This is a genomic window from Vibrio olivae (assembly GCF_042428525.1).
Taxonomy (GTDB): domain Bacteria; phylum Pseudomonadota; class Gammaproteobacteria; order Enterobacterales; family Vibrionaceae; genus Vibrio; species Vibrio olivae.
Genome location: NZ_JBHMEP010000001.1, coordinates 861,184 through 882,580, shown reverse-complemented (window position 1 = coordinate 882,580; position 21,397 = coordinate 861,184). Strand labels below are relative to the sequence as shown.

At 45.3% G+C, this 21,397-nt stretch carries 16 protein-coding genes; 11 read left to right on the top strand and 5 right to left on the bottom strand.

Annotation, left to right across the window (positions count from 1 at the left end; all coding sequences use genetic code 11):
• Positions 1 to 176: 176 nt before the first annotated feature.
• Positions 177 to 2,687, top strand: coding sequence for a pectinesterase family protein (locus ACFFUV_RS04005; RefSeq protein WP_390189878.1), 2,511 nt, complete (start codon positions 177 to 179; stop codon positions 2,685 to 2,687).
• Positions 2,688 to 2,738: 51 nt separating this feature from the next.
• Here the strand turns inward: ACFFUV_RS04005 and ACFFUV_RS04000 are convergent, their stop codons facing one another.
• From ACFFUV_RS04000 to ACFFUV_RS03990, 3 genes are all read right to left on the bottom strand, one after another.
• Positions 2,739 to 4,766: a PhoX family protein gene (locus tag ACFFUV_RS04000; RefSeq protein WP_390189876.1), complete on the bottom strand. Its 2,028-nt coding sequence runs from the start codon at positions 4,764 to 4,766 to the stop codon at positions 2,739 to 2,741.
• A gap of 182 nt (positions 4,767 to 4,948) precedes the next feature.
• Positions 4,949 to 5,896, bottom strand: coding sequence for an adenosylcobinamide-phosphate synthase CbiB (gene cbiB / locus ACFFUV_RS03995; protein ID WP_390189874.1), 948 nt, complete (start codon positions 5,894 to 5,896; stop codon positions 4,949 to 4,951).
• Entirely contained in the window at positions 5,893 to 7,254 is a 1,362-nt protein-coding gene (locus ACFFUV_RS03990) for a cobyrinic acid a,c-diamide synthase CobB (RefSeq protein WP_390189871.1), read from the bottom strand. Before ACFFUV_RS03990 ends, cbiB begins: the two co-directional genes overlap by 4 nt.
• 326 nt (positions 7,255 to 7,580) lie before the next feature.
• Between ACFFUV_RS03990 and cobD the strand changes: the two genes are divergently transcribed.
• Positions 7,581 to 8,654 (top strand): threonine-phosphate decarboxylase CobD, encoded by a 1,074-nt coding sequence (gene cobD / locus ACFFUV_RS03985; protein WP_390189868.1) that lies wholly within the window; start codon positions 7,581 to 7,583, stop codon positions 8,652 to 8,654.
• Positions 8,647 to 9,507, top strand: coding sequence for a GHMP family kinase ATP-binding protein (locus ACFFUV_RS03980; RefSeq protein ID WP_390189866.1), 861 nt, complete (start codon positions 8,647 to 8,649; stop codon positions 9,505 to 9,507). Before cobD ends, ACFFUV_RS03980 begins: the two co-directional genes overlap by 8 nt.
• Before the next feature lie 5 nt (positions 9,508 to 9,512).
• On the opposite strand, the gene ACFFUV_RS03975 is transcribed toward ACFFUV_RS03980, so the two are convergent.
• Together ACFFUV_RS03975 and cobU are read right to left on the bottom strand one after the other, a co-directional pair.
• Positions 9,513 to 10,124: a histidine phosphatase family protein gene (locus ACFFUV_RS03975; RefSeq protein ID WP_390189864.1), complete on the bottom strand. Its 612-nt coding sequence runs from the start codon at positions 10,122 to 10,124 to the stop codon at positions 9,513 to 9,515.
• Positions 10,121 to 10,672, bottom strand: coding sequence for a bifunctional adenosylcobinamide kinase/adenosylcobinamide-phosphate guanylyltransferase (gene cobU, locus ACFFUV_RS03970; RefSeq protein ID WP_390189862.1), 552 nt, complete (start codon positions 10,670 to 10,672; stop codon positions 10,121 to 10,123). Before cobU ends, ACFFUV_RS03975 begins: the two co-directional genes overlap by 4 nt.
• A gap of 290 nt (positions 10,673 to 10,962) precedes the next feature.
• Here cobU and ACFFUV_RS03965 point away from each other — a divergent pair, with 290 nt between their 5' ends.
• The 8 genes from ACFFUV_RS03965 (at position 10,963) to ACFFUV_RS03930 (ending at position 21,280) form a co-directional block, all read left to right on the top strand.
• Positions 10,963 to 12,777: a sensor domain-containing diguanylate cyclase gene (locus ACFFUV_RS03965; RefSeq protein WP_390189861.1), complete on the top strand. Its 1,815-nt coding sequence runs from the start codon at positions 10,963 to 10,965 to the stop codon at positions 12,775 to 12,777.
• Positions 12,778 to 12,933: 156 nt separating this feature from the next.
• Positions 12,934 to 14,058: an N-methyl-L-tryptophan oxidase gene (gene solA, locus ACFFUV_RS03960; RefSeq protein WP_390189860.1), complete on the top strand. Its 1,125-nt coding sequence runs from the start codon at positions 12,934 to 12,936 to the stop codon at positions 14,056 to 14,058.
• Between the two features lie 348 nt (positions 14,059 to 14,406).
• Positions 14,407 to 15,939, top strand: coding sequence for a pectate lyase (gene pelA, locus ACFFUV_RS03955; protein ID WP_390189859.1), 1,533 nt, complete (start codon positions 14,407 to 14,409; stop codon positions 15,937 to 15,939).
• Positions 15,940 to 16,347: 408 nt separating this feature from the next.
• Complete coding sequence (locus ACFFUV_RS03950; RefSeq protein WP_390189858.1) at positions 16,348 to 18,765, top strand: DMSO/selenate family reductase complex A subunit; 2,418 nt, start codon at positions 16,348 to 16,350, stop codon at positions 18,763 to 18,765.
• 4 nt (positions 18,766 to 18,769) lie between these two features.
• Positions 18,770 to 19,396 (top strand): DMSO/selenate family reductase complex B subunit, encoded by a 627-nt coding sequence (locus ACFFUV_RS03945; RefSeq protein WP_390189857.1) that lies wholly within the window; start codon positions 18,770 to 18,772, stop codon positions 19,394 to 19,396.
• Complete coding sequence (locus ACFFUV_RS03940) at positions 19,389 to 20,165, top strand: dimethyl sulfoxide reductase anchor subunit family protein (protein WP_390189856.1); 777 nt, start codon at positions 19,389 to 19,391, stop codon at positions 20,163 to 20,165. Before ACFFUV_RS03945 ends, ACFFUV_RS03940 begins: the two co-directional genes overlap by 8 nt.
• Before the next feature lie 41 nt (positions 20,166 to 20,206).
• A complete protein-coding gene (locus ACFFUV_RS03935) occupies positions 20,207 to 20,797 on the top strand; it encodes a molecular chaperone TorD family protein (RefSeq protein ID WP_390189855.1) in 591 nt (196 codons plus the stop codon).
• Positions 20,798 to 20,800: 3 nt separating this feature from the next.
• Positions 20,801 to 21,280, top strand: a complete 480-nt coding sequence (locus tag ACFFUV_RS03930; protein WP_390189854.1) for a 4Fe-4S binding protein — start codon at positions 20,801 to 20,803, stop codon at positions 21,278 to 21,280.
• Positions 21,281 to 21,397: the final 117 nt, after the last annotated feature.

Sequence of the window (21,397 nt, the reverse complement as noted above, 5' to 3'; positions counted from 1 at the left end):
GGTTTAATAACATTAAGCCCTATTTAATTTAATCATATTCATTAATTAAAAAATAATTTCTATTTTATCGAGTCCAAATAATTAAATTCATCAATCGGGTATTAGTTCTTATTAATACCGAGTAGCTATTTATGTTTAAAACCCTACAGACCAATATAATGAATGAGGAATAGATAATGAGAACCAAGCTAGGAATTCTGCCGCTAGCCATTATTATCGCACTTGCCGGATGCGATGATGAAACGACGGGAACGACCGACCCACAAACGCCCCCAACCGACTCTTCAAGTGGCACCGTTAGCGAAAATTGTGACGACATGACCAATCTCTATTTTTGCGACGACTTTGATTCTCAAGATTTGTCGACCAATTGGCAGGTGCTTGCAGAAAGCGGCGGCGATCCTGACGGCGTTTTTGATGTCCCCGAAGGGCGTAGTTATCTACGATATACCGCAGGGAGTTCTGGTGGCGAACTGTTGTTAGCACAAAACTCAGTCCTTGATAATCTTCCTAGTGATGGCAATTATTTTGTCGAAGCACGGATTCGACCTCGTCAAAACAGCACAACAGCGAATAAACAGCTGTTTTTAATGGGACGCTGGCAAAGCGAAGGTAATTGGTATGCAGGCGGTCTCAATGTCCAAAACTCGACATCCAGCACCAAAGTCGAAGTCGCCACCAGCATTGAGGGCTCGATAACTCGCCCTGTACAAAGCAGCAAACCAATTGAATTAGGGACTGCAGGGGGGGAAGATGATGGAACTTGGTACACCACCCGCTTTGAAATGATCGATGATAACTTGTCCGTCTATTTAGATGGCGAACCTCTTGGAACAACCCAAGATTCACTGTTTGTCGATCCTGGAAATTTTGGCGTATTCACCAACAACCGATCATTTGAAATAGATTACATTAAAGTCGGCGACCCAAGCATTAAGCCTGTACAGCTGACGCTCGATTATGCGTCATCGGCATGGACCAGTGCGGTTGCGGGCGAGGATCCATTGGTTATCAACGTAACCGCACTGCAGAGTGACGGTGTGACTGAAGATACCTTTAGTGTCGAGTCCAGTGACGAAAATGTGGTCACGGTAGATGTTCAGGGTAGCATTGTGACATTGTCACCAATAGATCAAGGAACCGCTGTTGTCACTTTCTATTCAGGCTCAAACCCAAGTTTAGTAAAAACACTTGATGTCAGTGTTGATCCTCGGTTCATCATGCCAACCGCTGACTATGGCGATATTTCCTCAGCAGTCACCCCCACGGTGAATAGCACGGAGCAGTTTATTGATACAACGCTAAGCATTTCATTTGATAATGAAATTGCCGCAGGTAGCAGTGGTCAAGTACGTGTTTATCGCAGTAGTGACGACACTTTGGTTGATACGCTCAAAATGTCAGAAGAGACAGACTCGATGGGCTATCGAGATCAAGCTAACAAGCGTACCGTCTATTATCGCCCACTCGACTTTACTGGTAATACGCTAAGCATCAAGTTACACAGCGATGTTTTGGACTATGGCGAAACTTACTATGTTGTGATCGGCGATGGTGTGGTCAATGGTGCCGAGCTTAACGGCAATGCCTTTGTTGGCCTTGGCCAAAACAGTAACTGGTCATTTACCACCAAAGCAGCAATGCCAAGTGGCAATAATTTTAGTGTCGGTCATTCCTCTGGTGCAGACTTTGCCACGCTCCAAGGTGTGTTTAATCACATCATGCAATACAACGACAGCAACGACCCTATCACCATCGATATTGAGGATGGTACGTATAACGAACTTCTGTTCCTACGCGATCATAACAACGTGACCATTCGTGGGGCAAGTCGAGAAGGCACGGTACTTCAATACGATAACTTTGAAACCTTTAACTCTGGTACTGGTAAAAGTGAGCCTGTCGGTGGCACACCCTCGGGTGGCAGAGCGGTATTTTTAGCGGAAAATGTCGATTTACTGACCCTTGAAAATTTGACATTGAAAAATACCCATCAACGAGACAATCAATACTCAAATCAAGCAGAAACCCTTTACTTTAATAGTGAAGGTCGTTTCATCGCCAAAGACGCAGACTTTATCAGTGAGCAAGATACGTTGCTGCTTAAGGGGTATAACTGGTTCTATAACACGCTGATTGCAGGGAATGTTGACTTCATTTGGGGGTACAACACCGCCACCGTGTTTGAAAACAGTGAAATTCGCACCCTTGGTGACTCGAAAGCAGGTGTGGGTGTGACCACCAGTGGTGGCTATGTTCTTCAAGCGAGAACCAATACCCTCGACTCCCCAGGATTTGTCTTCATTGGTTGTCAATTCACGAATGGAGAAGGCCCTGTTGGCAATACAGTGGAGACTGGTAGTACCTATTTTGCTCGAAGTGGCGGCAATGCGAACTACTTTGACAATGTTGTCTTAGTTAATAGCCAAGTTGATGACCACATTGCTGACATCGGTTGGGCGGTTGAAGGTATCAATGGTCAACCTGCCCCCAATCCAAGTCAACCGACAGCCACATCAGGCTGGCGTGAATACAACACGATGGATATGAGTGGCACACCAGCCGACACTTCGCAGCGTCAAGGTGTGTATATTCTCAGTGAAGAAGAAGCTGAGCCGTATTCAACTCGTGAGAACGTATTTGCGGGTTATAACGATGGACAAGGTTGGACACCAACTGTCAACTAGTGTACTTAGCGAAGTAAAAAGGCCTGCTTACGCAGGCCTTTTTTGATTGTGCTATACGCCAATTTCCCCACCATCTTCTCGGCGAATTACCACCGTTGCCGCGCGTGGTCGAACGCTCACTCCTTGTGGTGTTTGCTGTGTGGCATCCTCACTGTATGGCCAGTTACCAGGATGCTGAATGTTGACAAATAGCGACGTATAATCAGGACTGATCGTAAACCCGGTGACTTCACAGCCATTTGGGCCAACAAAAAAGCGCCGCAGGTCCGCTTGATTGTTTGCGTTCACCGTCTCTGCGTTACCATCGCTATCGGCCATGGTGGAAGGGACCACTGCCAGCATTTGATCATTGGTATATTGCGTAACTTCATCAGCACCATTATCAGTTTGGATCCATAAAATGCCTCGCTTATCGAAGCTTAGTCCATCTGGGCTGGCAAACTGATTAAGCTCGGTTAGCCCTGAAATATTCACGTTTTGTTCTTCATCAGCCGCAGAACCAAACACAAAAATATCCCAACTGAATTCACTCACTGAATCTCCCTCATCCCAGCGAATGACATGCCCAAACTTGTTATTTAAACGTGGGTTCGCTGCATTGGTGTCTGTTGTGCGTTGAGTATTATTGGTCAAGGTTAAGTAAGCGGTGCCAGTAAACGGGTCAACGCTACACCACTCAGGGCGATCCATCGGCGTTGCTCCCAGTAAATCAGCCGCGCCAGCAGTATTTAAAATAATGTCAGCAAGCGAGGCAAATGTATCCGCCAAAACGCCCCCCTCTATCGTTTGGCTATCTAACGTTAATGGCAACCAGGTTCCGCTATTATCATCGTTAAAACGCGCCACATACAATGTGCCGTTATCTAAATACTTGTCTCCGATAGATAAACGATTCGATGGCTTCTCATCTGCAGCGTCCCAAGGCTGCGCCGAAACAAACTTATATAAATACTCAAAACGCGAGTCATGACCAGAGTAGAAAACCACTGGCTGCCCTTCCACCAAACGGCCAAACGTGCAGCCCTCATGGCGAAAACGTCCCATGGCGGTTCTTTTTACCGCTCGAGAATTTGCCGTATAGGGATCAATTTCTACGATATAGCCAAAACCATTGGCTTCATTACGATAATCTTGGGTCGCGGATGATCCGCTTGGTGTTAGATTAAAGCGCGAAAATTCATCAACCTGTTCTTGTGCACTGCCGGCAAGTGTTTCCCATAGATAACGAGTGGTGGATGTTGAAATGCCGATACGCTGCTGGTCTTCAGTGAGCGTATCCGTATTGACAAAATAGCCAGGCCAATTCTCTTCACAGGTGAGATAGGTCCCCCAAGGCGTATAACCATTCCCGCAGTTATTTAGTGTGCCACGCGTTTGGCTACCATCGGGAGAAAACGGCGTGACTAAGCTCTGCGAATACGCCATTGGCCCTGAAATATCCATCACTGTGCCAGCGGTATAACGGCGATTCAGTGGATCATTATCGACGATGGCCCAAGTCTCCCCCACCAATTGAATACGCACCACAGAGACACCATGTGCGTTGATTTCTTTTCTGACTTCATCGACATCGGTACGCACGCCACCAGAGACCGAAGGACCATTGGGATGCAATGCGTTGGGATCAATATATTCATGGTTGATACACAGCAAGCCATCCGTTGAGCTGTCGTTTATCGGAAAAAAATGCATCCCGTCATGGTGCATACCAAGAGCATTGCGCTGATCGTCACTGGTATTACTGCCATCCTCTTGCCAAGGTGTACCAAGCGCATTGAGCGGCGTTCCCCACGGGACCAAAACTTGAGCGACATACCCTTCAGGGATACTCACCGCGTCCGTCAGTGATCCGGGAATGGAATTAAAGTTGAGAGTCGCCGGCGTAGCCTCACTGCCTGTACCACTGTTTGACCCATCGTTACAGCCTACCAGTCCAAACGCTCCGAACGCCGTCATCGCGCCGACGCCGACCCCACCTTTTAAAATTGAGCGACGTGATAGATTTGCCTCTAGTACTTGTTCAAATGGCGTATTTTTACTGCGGTTAAAACGTCGTGAATCAAAAGTTTCCTTGCTCATTAATTTCGCTTCCTAATGTCATCTGAGTGAATTAAACGCGACTCATACTGACGTTCACTTGTGACAGAAAAAGTGACTTTATGTTAAAATTAGGTTTAACGAGCGTTATTAAAACGATGGTTTACATGAATTTATAATTTTGCCCCGATCTATGGTTTTCATATAGAAATTCAATGGCTTGTTTATATTAGAATCCATAGTGAACAGAATCCAACACTGAGTATGCTGGACACCAACATTAGACGACATGCCAGCGCGATATCGTGTATTTCAATGTCACGCCGCTTGTCACCAATCCATGGTTTATCAACCCACTCACCAAAATATTGGCTTGGTCCACCAAGTTTAACCCCTAACGCACCGGCCACCGCCGCTTCAGACCAAGCACTGTTCGGGCTTTTATGGTTATAACGATCACGCCAGCCAACCTTTAACGCGGCGCGCGCATCTAAGCGAAGAACCACAGCAGACAAGGCCAGCATTAGCCAACCTATGCGAGCAGGAAGAAAATTGGCAATGTCATCCATTTTCGCCGAGACAAAACCCATCTCACGAAAGCGTTCATTTTTATATCCCACCATCGAATCTAAGGTATTAACGGCCTTGTAGGCGACAGCCCAAGGGACGCCTCCCAAAAATAAAAACAACATAGGAGCAATAACGCCATCAATGGTGTTTTCAGCAACCGTTTCCACTGTTGCTCGTGTGATTTGTTGATGGTCGAGCTTTGAAGTATCTCGACCAACGATGTACGAAAGCATCTGACGCGCGTGGGCGATATCGCCAGATTTGAGTGGTATTAACACCGCATAAGCACTCTGTTTTAAACATTTCCCTGCGAGCGTTGTAAAACCAAGCCAAATTTCTATGATCACGCGTAGCATGGGATGAATAGATTCTAATTGCTCCAAGAGCCACCAGCAGCCAACACCACTGATGCCAACCACCACTATCCACAGTAATCCCCCGGCAACATAGCGCGCAAAACCCTGCATTGCGTGACGGCGTAACCTAGTTTCTAACCATGAGATGAGGCAGCCCATCCAGCGTACCGGATGAGGCCAACGAGGAGGATCGCCGAGTAGCCAGTCAAGAATAAACGCGGCCAAGCCGATGAGCAGCGTATTCACAGTTGGCGCGCTCGCTTAAACCAATTAAGTAAAAACTGTGGATTTTGCGCGAAGTGAACATGCAGATAACTCGCCAACGTATTATCGAGTTGGTAGCCACCTTGCCATTTCGACAATATTTCACCATCACGCTCTTTATACAACGAAAAAGCAGGTTCAAGTGCGGTAGTGAATTCAGAATAGTGAAATTCGTGTCCACGAATGATCGAGTCAACATCGCACAACAACGTGTTCTGGGTGGCTTTGGCATAGCAATAACCAAAACGTTTAAGACTTTTGGTCATTTGGCTGGTACCGGGTAACAGTCCGACCATTGAGTGTTGGTGATTATCTTGATCAATCAATCCTTCCCCCAAATACATCAAACCGCCACATTCCGCATAGATAGGAATACGACGTTCATGAGCGCGCTTTAAAGAGGCCAACATTGAGCGGTTTAACGCCAATTGATGCGCATGAAGCTCAGGAAACCCTCCCCCTAAGTAAACCATATCGCAATCTGGAAGTTGCTCATCATTCATTGGGCTAAAGTAGGTAATGCTCGCGCCGCAGCGTTGGAGAAGATCAAGGTTATCTTGGTAATAGAAATTAAACGCTTGATCATAGGCAACAGCCACTGTTAGCCCCTGCCCTGACTGCGCAAATTCAGCAGGCTCCTTCGCGATTACAGGTGTGGTTAATTGCGCGACCTCAAGTAACTTATCGAGGTCAATATGCGCTTCGACGACCTCCGCAAGTCGATCCCAACTGCTATCAAACTGGGTCGATTCTTGTGCTGTTGTTAAGCCAAGATGACGTGATGGCAGTTCGATATCAGGCATTTTAGGCAAACGTCCCAGAACAGGCACACCACAGTAGGTCTCGATAGCGGTTTTTAATAGATCAAAATGACCTTCACTGCTCACATGATTGACGATGACACCAGCGATATTCACTTTGTCAGAGAAGGCTTGGAATCCCATCACAGTGGCTGCCGCCGACGTAGATACCGCTTTTCCATCTACAATCAATATTACGGGGCAATCTAATGTTGCGGCAAGACCTGCACTGCTGCAATAGTAAGGATCATTACCATAGCCATCATACATGCCCATGACCCCCTCGATGATAGAGATATCAGCTTGCTGGGCTTGCTGCGCAAAGGCGTTGAGTAAGGCGTCATCGCCGAGCATAAAACCGTCTAAGTTTCTCGACGTCACGCCAGCAACTTTAGTGTGCCACGCCGTATCAATATAGTCTGGCCCCGCTTTAAACGGTTGAACGTTAAGCTTTCGATTAGCTAAGGCACGCAATAGACCAAGCGTGATGGTGGTTTTTCCGCAGCCACTATTGGTACCTGCGATCACTAATGCTTTCATAATTTTTCACCGCGCGTCCATTACGCTGCGCCCTTCTAGTATCTGACATTGGTGGTTCATAGTGCGGTGCTTACGCCATCACCGCTGCAATTTCCTATCTGTGCTGAACGTTGCCAGCATTTAGCAAAAACATCAATCAATTCATAGGAATAATTATTATTTCACCGTTATACAGGGCACATATTGAATAGAATGTGACCAAGATTTAGAGAAATCTTGCCAACTGCCACTTGTTCGCTTGAATTTCTCAGTAGATAGGGGCAAATTTAGGCGCTTGAATGACGCTGCAAACATTCAGCAATGTCTATCACAATGAGTAGCTTACTATGGCAATTAGTGGACAGCATGGCGGTAACGTGTTGCAGATGGCAGCACAATTTCATGTCGACCCCCAAATGGTGCTCGACTTTAGTGCAAACATCAATCCGATGGGACTTCCGGACTCACTACAAACTGCGATCATCGAACATTTAACCGATGCAGAGCAGTACCCTGATATTGAGTACACCGAGTTACATCAGGCCATCGCCTCTCACATCGGTTGCGATGCCAATTTTGTATTAGCAGGAAATGGCGCCACTGAGTTGATCTTCCTTTGGGTCCACTATTTTCGACCTCGTCGTGCGATGATTATCGAACCAACGTTTGCTGAATATCGCCGCGCACTTGAGCGTTATGAATGTGATATCGAGAGTTACCCTTTACTCGAGCAAGACAACTATCAATTGACAGAAGCCTTCCTCAATAGTTTGAATGCAGGGTTGGATTGTTTGTTTCTCTGTACACCAAATAATCCCACGGGATTGATGCCAGAACCGGCGTTGCTTGAAAAAATTATCATCAAGTGCCAAGCATTGAATATTGCTCTATTTGTTGATGAATCATTTATTGATTTTCTGCCGCATGCGACTAACTGTAGCTCCTTGCTCAGTCAATACTCTCATCTCTATGTACTGCGTTCACTCACTAAGTTTTATGCGATGCCAGGGCTGCGCTTGGGTTACTTACTTTCATCGGATATCTCTCTATTAAATAAAATCAGAGATCAGCGGGAGCCATGGACCATTAACACATTTGCAGCGCTATCTGCCGATATCGTGTTAAATGATGATGATTACAATCAAGCCACCTACACCTGGTTAGCGCAAGAGCAGCGCTACCTCTTTGATGCATTGAATCAATTTCCATCATTGTCCGTTTTAAAGCCCTCAGCAAACTATATTTTCTTTACGGTTGCGGGTGACATCGATTTACAATCTAAACTCATGGGTCATCAGATTCTGATTCGCAGTTGCGCTAATTATCCGCAGTTGAATCAACAGCACTATCGAATCGCAATCAAATCTCACCAAGATAATATGCGGCTTATTGAGGCATTAAACGAGGTGTTCAATGACTGAAGCACGCTGTCCTGCATCGTGCGGTGAGTTGGTTCAAGGTTGGATACAAGGCAGTGAAAAGCTGGTGTCGATGCCGATCAATTGGTTTTCAACCGTGTTTGTCACTTTTGGTCAACCCCAATATCACCAAGAACGGCCAATGATGCGCAAGGCTTTGCAACTTACGCTACAATATTTTCGCGCAGATCCTCAATTAACTCATGGTTTAAAGATTGAGTTTGATTCAACCATTCCGGTCGCTAAAGGCTTTGCAAGCAGCACCGCTGATATAGCCGCCACCATTATGGCGACGGCACGCTGTTTGGAGCAAACAATTGAAGAGCAAGACATTGTCCAGCTGTGCGCGCACCTTGAACCGACGGACAGTACCGCCATACAGCCACTGGCTCTGTTTGATCATCAACAAGGTAAGATCTGTGAACGCCTCCCTGCCGCGATGGACATCGACATTCTTATTTTGGAAAGTCCGATTCATCTAGAAACCTCGCTCTACCACCTCATGAACCGACGACAAACATTGCTCGAGTCCTCAGAGCAAATGACTCGCGCCTATCGCACCTTGCGTTCTGGGCTTTACAATCCATCCCCACAAGCCATTGGTGAAGCGGCGGTAATGAGCGCGATTGAAAATCAGCATATTCTGCGTAAACCCCATTTTCGCTGCTTACTGGATATCGTGGAACATCATCAATTATTTGGTTTAAATGTAGCCCACAGCGGCAGTGCTGTGGGTATGCTGTTTGATGGTCATGCGCATGATATAGAACGGGTTATTAACGATATTCAAGGCATCAGTGCCAATCACTACCCGGATTTTCATTTAACCCAGTTGATTGCAGGTGGTGTTCGTTAAGGTTATTAGGGCAGTGTTACGCCTACCGACTTTACTTGAAAGAACACTTGCTGTTGATGACGCGTCATTTGAATGTGCGTAACACTCTGGTTACCAATACTCAGCGTCGAATACCAGCGCGGATTGCGCCAATCGACTCCGAGAACATCGGCCAAAATAAAACGAATAGTCCCCCCGTGCGCGATGATAAGCGTATCTTTCTCCATACTATGGACAATATGTTGCCAAGCGGTGGCCACCCGAGCAAATCCAAGGTCTAGCGGCTCTGCGCCCGGGAGCGTATTTTGTGCAGGCGCTTTCCAAAATGCTTCGAGCTTTGGCCAATCATCACCGAGAGAATCATAAGCAACGCCATCATAGTGCCCAAAATCAAGCTCTCGCAATGCGTCAATTTCACTGAGCGTTAAATGAGGGTCACGCTCTACCAGCAAATCAGCTAAGGCTTTGCAGCGCGTCAACGGTGAGGTTAACACGTGTTGAAACTGATACGTTGCCATCACGCTATCACGCATCGCATATTGGATTGGAGTGGCAACGCTAACGTCTGTTTTCCCATTCAGTGCCGCAGGCCCAAGCGTTTGCCCGTGGCGAAGCAAGTAGATGTTGATCGGATTCATTGTGCGTCTTGACCTTTTAAACACATAGGCAAGCCTGCTGCCATGAAGGTGACTTGCCGTGCTATCTTCGCTACCGCTTGGTTCATCCAACCTGCATGGTCAACAAACAGCCTTGACACTTCTCCCATAGGAACAATACCTAGCCCGACCTCATTCGAAACACATAAGATGGTAGCCTTGCTCGAATCAAGTGCAGAGACGAGCTCAGTCACTTGCGCGGTGATTTGCGCTTCGGTAATGGGCTCGCCTTGATTGTAAATGACGTTATTTATCCACAATGTCAAACAGTCGACTAACACAATATCGTGTCGATCAAATGTCGCTAATTGATTGGCTAAGCGCAATGGTGTTTCATGATTTTGCCATTCGCTACCACGCCTGTTTTGATGGTGGATGATACGTTGTCTCATTTCATCATCAAAGGGGGTGGCCGTTGCAATATAATGCAGCTGGCAAGCTGAAGATTGTTTTAAATAATGTAACGCGCGCTGCTCTGCAAATGAGGATTTGCCACTACGCGCTCCGCCAAGAAAAAGTTCGACTGCCATAACGTCCTTGAAATCTAACTGGATACATAACATGCACTGAACAAATCAAACATGCCATCGCTGAGTACGCAGTGTACCTAATTGTCTCGCGACTTCTAAGCGAAAGTTTTTGTACAAAAACTCCCCTCTGTACAGTATAAAAGACGGATTAATGAGATCTTAGTTACGCCACCGGCTTTTCTTCATTCATCAGATATCGTCAATATTTCAAATGCTTCCTATACTAACTTTTGAGTGAGTTGACGTACGTTAAAACGTAAACTTATGGAAAAGAACGAAGAGGATAATGAATGGAATGCTACAACATCTTATATTCGAGTGAACTCGATTTACTCCCTTATCGAGATAAGGTGCAAAGCTATCCTTCTGATCAGGTTCTTATTCAAGTATTTACTGGAACAAAAAATCGACATTTGTTGCAAAAAACCATCGACACAATTAATGCGCTGATACCTGATGCCTCAATCATTGGAGCCTCGACTGAGGGTGAAATCTTCGCAAGTGAAATAACAGATCAAAAAATCGTCGTCAGTATTTCACTGTTTGATTCAACGAAAGTCACCGTATTTTGTGTGCATGATGCCGAGGTTCCCAGCGGAATCGAACTTGGAAAACTCATTGCCAGTCACCAGCCAACACTTGCCATTTTGTTTACCACTGGCATTGTTGATGGCAATTTACGTAATAGCGTCGATTATTTGCAGGACATTTCCGAGCAAGCTCCGGGCGTCATGATCGCAGGTGGGCAAGCAGGCATTGGCGAGGCTTTTACTCAAACCTTTGTGTTTGACCGCGAGCAGGTTTTAACCCATGGCACCGCAGTGGCTTTACTCACAGGGCCCGATCTCAATGTCTCTACCTATCGCCGTGACGGATGGACACCCATTGGACGTTATATGACGGTGACCAAATGCAAAGGCAATCGAGTGTATACCATCGATAACCGCAGCGTGCGGGATGTTTATAGTCATTACCTCGGTGTTGACTTTGACTTTTCTCAGTTACATAACCCGACATTAGAATTTCCTCTGACGTATTACATTGACGGTATTATGATGAAAAACGTGCCGATCAAAGAGTATGACGATGGATCTTTTGAATTTTTGAAACCTTTTCGAGCAAACGAAAGTGTCCGTTTCAGTTTTTGTGATATTTCGTTGCTTGAAATGGAAGCCCTCTCGATACAGCGTCAACTGCAAGAAATCGAACCTCAAGCTATCTATATCTACTCATGTGCCTCACGCAAAGAGATATTTGGTAATGAAATCATCATCGATAGCCAAGAACTCAATCAGATTGCCAGTTGCTCTGGATTTTTTACGTCGAGTGAGTTTTATACCTCAGCGAAGGATAACCCTCAGTGCCTAATTCAAAACATGACCTTGCTCGCCTTGTCCGAGAAGCAATCTACCTATGAGCAACCTGATTACGAGCATCACCAAGAGGTTGAAGAATTTGAACTTACGCGTACATTTCGAGTGCTCAAAATACTGACAAACCTCATTACGGTAACCTCAAGAGAGCTCGAAGAGTCCCATCAAAAGTTGGCGAAAATTGTCAATCAAGACAGCATGACTAAGCTCTTTACACGCCGCTATTTTGACACCACCTTCTCACAGTCACTTAAAATCCATAGTAGAGCGTCAACACCGATTTCACTGCTCTTGCTCGATATTGATTTTTTCAAACAATTTAACGATTGCTATGGGCATGTTGCTGGCGACGAGTGTCTTGCGGCTATTGGTAAGGTATTGAAATTAACGCTTAAGCGACCGTCAGATATCGCGTTTCGCTATGGCGGTGAAGAAATGGGATGCTTACTCCCGGCTACCAGCATCGATGGTGCCATGGAAATCGCAGAGCACGTTCGAGAAGCGATAGAATCGCTACATATTGAGCATCAATCTTCAAAGGTTTCCCGTTACGTGACCGCCAGTGTCGGTGTGATTAGCTTGCGGTTTACTGAACATGAATCACTTCCCCCTCATAACAAGCGTGTGATTGATGCGTGTGATGAAATGCTTTATCAAGCCAAAGCACAAGGTCGAAATACCATTTGCGGTCGAGAAGTTCTGTTAGATGACTTACTCACCGATGAGGAGTAAACAATACCTAGCGTGTTTGAAGGCGAACGTTGTCGAAGTCATCAACTCTACCTGAAACGCTGCTTTTATATCATAACGTTCAAATAGATAAGCGCTTTGACAACTGGAATAATGTGTTAGGATTTCGCCCTATTCATTGTATTTAAGGGAGTTATCATGCAGTTTGATGTCGCGATTATTGGTGCCGGTTCAATGGGAATGGCCAGCGGGTACTTTCTCGCCAAACAAGGAAAAAGAGTCTTATTGCTGGATGCTTTTGACCCTCCCCACTCTCACGCAAGCCATCATGGTGAAACACGCATCATTCGCCATGCTTATGGTGAAGGCAAAGAATATGTTCCGCTTGCTTTAGGCGCACAAAAACATTGGGAAGATCTTGAACGATTGTCTGAAAAATCACTGTTTTTGAAAACCGGCGTCTTGAACGTGGGTGAAAAGAGTTCACCATTTATCACTATGCTCATCGCTAGCGCCGAGAAATATCAGTTACCCATCGACATCCTATCTGCTGAGGAAGCCAACCAACGCTTTGAAGGGCTGAACTTACCTGCCGAATACATTGCATGCTTTGAATCGACGTCGGGCGTCTTACGCTGTGAAGAATGTATCCAAGCCTACCGCGATTTGGCGATATCCCATGGAGCGACGCTGCTATCTCACCATAAGGTGACCGATATCGATATTAAGCAGCAAGGGGTTGTGATCACGGCCAATGACCAATCTTTCCAAGCCGATAAAGTCATCGTCTCGGTTGGCGCTTGGTCTAATGATTTACTTAAGATGCTTCAACTTGATTTACCTATTCGCCCTATTCGCAAAACATTCGCTTGGTTTGATGCTCCCGAAACCTTATATAGTGAAGGACATTTCCCCGCATTTTCTTTTGATACCCAAAACGGTATCTATTACGGGTTCCCAAGTATTGATGGCGCAGGGCTAAAAATTGGCCGTCATGACTTAGGCGATGACCAAAATCCAAATCAAGCATTAGCACCTTTTGATGAGCAACAAGATGCCCATGATTTACAGCAGCTTTTAAACAAACATATGCCAAGCGTCGGTGACTTAAAGTTTGGGAAAACCTGCATGTACACCATGACGCCAGATGAGCACTTTGTGATTGATACTCACCCTGAGCACCGTCACGTCGTGATCGCCTGTGGATTTTCCGGTCATGGATTCAAATTTAGCAGTGTGATTGGCGAAGTTGTTGCTGATCTTGCACTCGGTAAAACGCCCAAATATGACTTAAATCTTTTTGCATTGGATCGTTTTCAATAGCGTCACTCGGCAGTTAGGTGCAGCATCCTATTTCTCAATGCTGCACCTAACAAAATGTGACGAATATGTTTTATTCTCGCTCAACCACCAATAACTAACCTTTTAATCAAAATCAGTGATTATGTGTCGAAAATCTCAGATTTTGTGGCTTTCATCGACAATAACTAAGAGCTAGATAACGTTTTACGTTGTCTAATCGCTTGTGACGTGATTTAACTCTTATCTCGCTAAATTGAGACTACTTGTCTTGCTCCGGATGTGTAATATTTCCATTAATTCAAAAAATTGCCAGCTTGAATTTAAATAATAAAACAACAGTTCAGTTTATACACTCCCCGGAGACGTGAAATGAAAATACTAAGAAAAACCTACCTTGCTGCCGCGCTAACCAGTATTTGCTTTGCTGGTACTGTCCACGCTCAAGATGTAACTTGGGAAAATGGAGAAATCCATACAGCCTCTCTCATGATGAGTGAGCCAATGATGAAAGTAGACGGTGGCTATCACGAACTGCTTGACTCCTATTACCTAAAACCGATGATGACCGAAGATAAAGTCGTGATGGCGCCGCTTGACGATATTATCGATGAGCTTAATGGCGACTTTAGTTTTGATGGTGAAAAAGTCACTATTGGTATGAATGGCAAAACAGTCTCTATGACGGCAGGTTCGGCAACAGCGCTAGTCAACGGTAAAGAAACAATTGCTCCTGCAGCAGCAACGCTCGTTGAAGGGGCTTTGTACGTTCCATTTAAGTTTGTCTTTGAAGAGCTTGGTGGTAAATACTCTTGGGATTCAAAACGTAAGCTTGCCAAAGTGACTTTACTTCGTCCTGAAGGCAGTATCTTCAAAGCGAAGAAAGGCAAAATTTCTCTGAAGACCATCGAAAAACAATCTGATGATTGGTACGGCAGCGAAGAAGCAAAAGCTGTCGCTGATGCGATGCTGAAAAACCAAAACCCTGATGGTGGCTGGTTTAAAGTGGGAAGTTCCAATGATCTGTCCCAAGTTTACGATCGTGATACGTTCCCAACCTATCGCCAAAAATCAACCATCGATAACGATGCAACGTATATTCAAATCATGACGTTAGCCAAAGTCTACGAAAAGACCAACAACGAAGCGTACAAAGAAAGCGCGATTCGTGGTATCGAGTACCTACTCGAAGGTCAATATGATAATGGTGGTTGGCGGCAATTCTTCCCGAATTCAGAAGGTTATCATCGTCACATCACGTTTAACGACAACGCCATCGCGAATACACTTAACGTGATGCGTGACGTAGCCAGCCAAAAAGGTGAATTTGCCTTTGTTTCTGATGATCTCGCCTCGCGAGCAAAAGCATCAATGGATAAAGGACTCCGTTTTGTACTTGATAACCAGGTTGTGGTTGACGGTAAGAAAACTGGATGGTGTGCGCAATACAATGTCGACACCCTCGCTTGTGAACGTGGACGTTCATATGAATTAGCGTCTATCAGTGGTGATGAAAGTGTTAAAGTCATCAAATTCTTAATGAGCATCGAGAATCCATCTGCTGAAGTCGTTGAGTCAATCAACAGCGCTGTTGCTTTCTTGAAAGCTGAAGAGATACCAGGTAAGAAGATGATCAAAACGCCGGACGACACCATGGAATTTGGTGTGAACCGTGTGGTCATCGATAAAGAAGGCAGCAGTGTCTGGCCACGCTTTATCAACCTAGAGAATCTAGAACCACTGTACTCAAACCGTCAGGGTGACAAACTCGATAAATTCGAAGATGTGAGTTACGAGCGCCGAGTAAAATACAGCTGGCTCGTCACTTCTCCGGGTAAACTATTTAAAAATGATTATCCTAAGTGGCAAGCACAGTACTCCTCTGATGTAAATGCTCTAAATTAATCAATTTTAGACATTTAAGATAAATAAAAGCGCTGAACACAGCGCTTTTATTTTATACGCAATTCAATGACGAAATACATATTCATATCCCTTCCTAACACTCCCTAAAGATAATAGTTATCAATTAGATTGAACTCCTTGAAATAACAACTAAATACAATTAAATCAAAACCTTACATAGAAACACTTTATTTTTAATTGGCATAAGTCAATATCAGCATTGTTTAACGGTTATTGGAATATATATTCCCATAACGCTGAAAAATTAATCCAACCAAAATAAAAAATTATCGAAATCATTATATTTAATTTCAATAAGTTTAGCCTGAAAGAACACTGTGAAAGATAACACTTCTTTTATTTTCCCAAAATAAAATCATAAAAATTCACGCACTGGAGACAGTCGATATGAGCAAATCTTCCTTGCTTAATGCACAAATAACCAGACGCAAGCTGCTAGAATACACTGGCGAAGTTGGTGTTACCTCAGCGCTGCTCACGACCCTTTCAACGGTCCCCTTTTCCAAAAAAGCTCAAGCGCAAACTCTCCCACAAGGACAAGCCGAATTTAAACACAGCGCTTGCTTAGTCAACTGCGGAAGTCGATGCGCTTTAAAAGTTAAAGTTGAAAATGACCGTATTATTCAAATTGAGCCAGAGCCTGCGGTTAATGAAGCGGAGTTTGGCCAACACCAAATTCGCCCATGCTTACGCGGACGCTCAAACAAATATCGGGTTTACAATCCTGACCGCCTTAAATACCCAATGAAGCGAATTGGTAAACGTGGTGAGGGTAAGTTTGAACGTATCAGCTGGGAAGAAGCGACCCAAATGATCGCAAATGAAATGACTCGTATTCGCCAAGAACACGGGAATGAAGCCGTCTATTATCAATACGGAACCGGCGCCTACTATCATACACAGGGTAGCCCAGCTTGGCATCGTTTGTTAAACCTCACCGGCGGCTATTTAAACTACTTTAACACCTATTCAACTGGGCAGATAAATAAAGCCACACCTTATACTTATGGTAACTATTCCGGTTCCCATTTCACTGAGGTAGAAGACTCAGACCTCGTCGTCTTGTTTGGTCTTAATGTCTCTGAGACTCGGATGTCTGGCGGTGGACAGGTTGAAGAGTTGCGTCGCGCGCTTGAAAAATCTAATGCGCAAGTGGTGATACTGGACCCTCGCTATACCGATTCGGTTATTGCTGAAAATGCGGAATGGCTTCCTATTCGTCCGACCTCTGATGCTGCAGTGGTTGCAGCTCTTGTCCATACAATGATCACCGAGGATCTTATTGATGAAGATAACATCAATAAGTACGCGGTTGGTTTTAGCCGAGAAACCCTACCAGCCTCAGCTCCAGAAAATAGTAGCTACAAAGACTACGTGATGGGCACTGGTGAAGATGGTATCGTCAAAACAGCGCAATGGGCGTCCGATATTTCAGGTATTCCTGCCAAACGCATGCAACAACTTGCCCGTCAAATTGCTAACGCTAAATCGTGCTTTATCTGCCAAGGTTGGGGACCACAACGTCACCACAATGGTGAACAAACCGTACGTTCCATTTTGAACCTGCCGATCATTGCCAATCAGTTTGGCCGCCCAGGAACGAACTCGGGCTTATGGCCTTACGGCAATAAATATGGTGTGCCAAAACTTCCTGCAGGCGAGAATCCGGTGAAAGTGTCAATTCCTGTTTATACATGGACCGACGCCATCGCGCGTCCAGAAACCATCACCTCAAAAACGCACGCATTAAAAGGCGCAGATAAGCTTAATGTCGGTATTAAGATGATTATCAGCCAAGCAAGTAACGTACTTGCCAACCAGCACGGCAATCTCAATGCCACTCGTGAAATTCTACAAGACGAAAGCTTATGTGAGACCATCGTTGTCGTCGACAACCATATGACCGCAACCGCAAAATTTGCGGATATTTTACTTCCAGAAACCACTTATCTAGAAGCGGACGATTTGGTCGACAACTCTTATGCTTCAGGTTCAAACTGCTACATGATTTCCATGGAGAAAACCATCACGCCATTGTGGGAAGTCCGCAGTACCTACGACGTCTGCCGTGATATCGCCAAGCATCTTGGTGTCGAGCAACAATTCTCACAAGGTCGTACTCAGCAACAGTGGATAGAAAAACACTACCAAGATATTCGTAGCCAGCGCACCTATCTGCCTGAGTTCTCTCAAATCAAAGGCAGCGGGATTATTGATCAACACCGCACTCCGAAAAAAGACAGTGTCGCTTATCAAGATTTCTATCAGGATCCTAACGCGCACCCGCTTTCAACCCCATCGGGTAAAATTGAAATCTATTCGGAGCAATTGGTGAACGAGACCTCGGATTGGATCTTACCCGCAGGCGATAAAATTCCGGCTGTTGGGCAATATCTTGAAGTTCCTGATTCACAATCTGATAAAGAAACCCAGAAGAAATTCCCTATTCAGTTAACCGGATTTCATACCAAAGGTCATGCTCACTCAACCTATGCCAGTGTTGGTGTTGTTAAAGAAGCCGTTCCCAACGAAATTTGGATCAATTTCTTAGATGCCGAAAGCAGAGGTATCGCCAATGGCGATATGGTTCGTGTATTTAATGACCGCGGAAGTGTACTCGCAGCAGCTAAGGTGACACACCGAATTCTTCCCGAAGTTGCCGCCCTACCTGAAGGGGTTTGGTCTGTAGTGAAAAACGGCGTCGATATTGGTGGCTGTATCAACTCGCTCACCAGTCACCGTCTATCACCATGGGCAAAAGGTAATCCACAACACACCAACTTGGTCGAGATTGAAAAGGCATAGTTAAATGACACAGTACGGATTTTATATTGATTCTTCTCGCTGCTCTGGCTGTAAAACCTGCCAAGTAAGCTGCAAAGATAAAAACAATATCGATGTAGGTCGCAAGTTTCGCCGCGTTTATGAATACGGCGGCGGTAGCTGGCAAAAAGTGGATAACGCATGGCAACACAACACCATTGCCTACTACGTTTCCATCTCATGTAACCATTGTGATAACCCGGCTTGTGTTGCTGGCTGCCCAACAGGCGCTATGCACAAGCGTGAAGAGGACGGATTGGTATTAGTTGACCAGGATGTATGTATCGGTTGTCGCTACTGTGAAATGCGTTGCCCTTATGGCGCACCACAATATGACCACGAAAAGAAAGTCATGTCGAAGTGTGATGGTTGCCTAGATAGACTTCAACTAGGGCTGAACCCTGTTTGTATGGACTCTTGTCCTCAACGTGCTATCGAGTTTGGTCCCATTGATGAGCTACGAGAAAAATATGGCCGCGACTGCGATATTGCACCACTGCCATCTTCTGAACTGACTCATCCTAACCTCATCATCAAACCGCATGGCAATGCGATTTCCAACCAAGACAGTATGGGCCAATTACAAAACCCTAAGGAAGTGAAACATGCATGAGTTACCTCTGGTCTTTTTTACGGTATTGGCTCAAGCATCTGCAGGGCTATTTATCTTAATGACGTTAAATAAGCTCATCATCAAACAACCAGATGACAAAGCGATGTTTGTTTCCGGTGTGATCAGTTTGGTTATTGTCGGCGTTGCTGGGTTTAGCGCCATACTTCACCTTGGGCAACCATTTCGTGCCATTAATGCCTTATTCGGTACCGGTCGCTCACCAATGAGTAATGAGATCGTTTCTTGTTCTATATATGGCGGGCTGTTGTTTGCTCACTTAGCTGTCAGCTACTTGCGCCCTCAGATGACCAACGCAATTAAAGCAAGTCGAATTGCTACCGCGATCGCTGGCATAGCCTTACTCGTGCTGATCCCGAAAGTGTATACCATTGAAACGATCCCTCAATGGAACACCTCTTACACCATGATCCAAATGTTGCTTGCTGCATTTACGGCGGGTGGCGCATTGGCGATGATTTTGCAGCCAAATCGTATCAACCTCGCCGTGACTGTATTAAGCGTGATGCTCAGTGTGTTTATCCTGCCAAGCTACTTAGCATTTTTAAGCCAAACTGCGCCACATATGCTCGAGCTTGGTATGAGTTTCTGGAACGCTAAATTTGCACTTTATGTTGTTGCGGTTGCACTAGCAGTACTGGCTTATCGCAAAAATTGGATGCCTCTAGCGATTGGCTCTAGCGCTGTACTGATCATCGCCGAACTCTCAGGGCGTATCGCATTTTATGACTTGTGGTCAATTAATATGTAGTCGTTAAGGCGGGTTCGCCCGCCTTACTTTTAAGGAGTTTTATGTCTCAGATCTCTATATTACCGCGCCTTTTGGGTAACCTAATGTTTGAATACCCGAGCAGCGAACGTAATCAAGCCATCCTTAACCAATTAGGTCATATTCCGGTTTTATTTCCATGGGATAACCCTGAACAAATAGCCGCACTCATTTCGACATTAGAAGACACCAAAAACAACCTAAACGACTATGCGTTTTCTGTATTGTTTGAAGGGCAAGGCAAACTCATCGCACCGCCCTGGGGCTCGGTCTATCAACACCGTGAAAATGAAGTTATGGGCGACAGCACCGAAGCGTTTCGTCTATTTCTTGAACACATCGGTATGAATATCGAGATTGGTAGTCAGCCCTGTGATCACTTCGCCATAATGCTTTGGGCGATTGCCTACACACTAGAAAATGAACAGGACGAGGCGTTAGTTGAGCTACTAGAAATTCATTTATTACCTTGGTCAAATCGCTATTTGTCACTACTAAAAAGCAATCAAGACTCAGCGTTTTACGCAGCGGTCTCCGAACTATGTGAACTGTTTTTGAGCCAACTTCAACATCAGCTTCAAGTGACACCACAAGCCAAACAATTATATTGGTGATTTATGCCAGCGTTTAATCCTCAGCGTCGTGCCTTATTTCAAAGGTTAGCCTCTCCAGCTCAATTCGCTCACCAAACCACATTGAGCTTCCCTCGCCCGCCGGGAGCGGTTGAAGAGACGATATTTTTGCAGCGTTGCACACAATGTAAAAGCTGCATAGAGGCTTGCCCAAGTAATGCCATTACGTTAGAACAAGGATACCCAACGCTGCAATCAGCGAATCACTGCACAGGTTGTCATGCCTGTGTGTTAAGTTGCGATACCGGTGCCCTTGAACGTAATGACTTGCTCCTCACCGTGGACCACAACTGTGACCCTGCCGTCGCTGCATACTGCCAAAGCTGTGTAGAAACTTGCCCGCAGCAAGCGATCATGATTAACAGCGGTCAACAACCAACAATAGATACCCAGTTGTGTAACCGCTGTGGGCTATGTGAGAAAGCTTGTGACTTTCAAGCTATTCACTGGCAGCGAACGCAATAACCCATAAATTTAGGCGCGGCTAAGCAATACAATAATGCGATCGGTTGTCCGTTGGAGATTACAAGAAAAAAAGAGAGCAGTTGGATACTGAGTTGAGCTGGCGATGCTTTTACACCG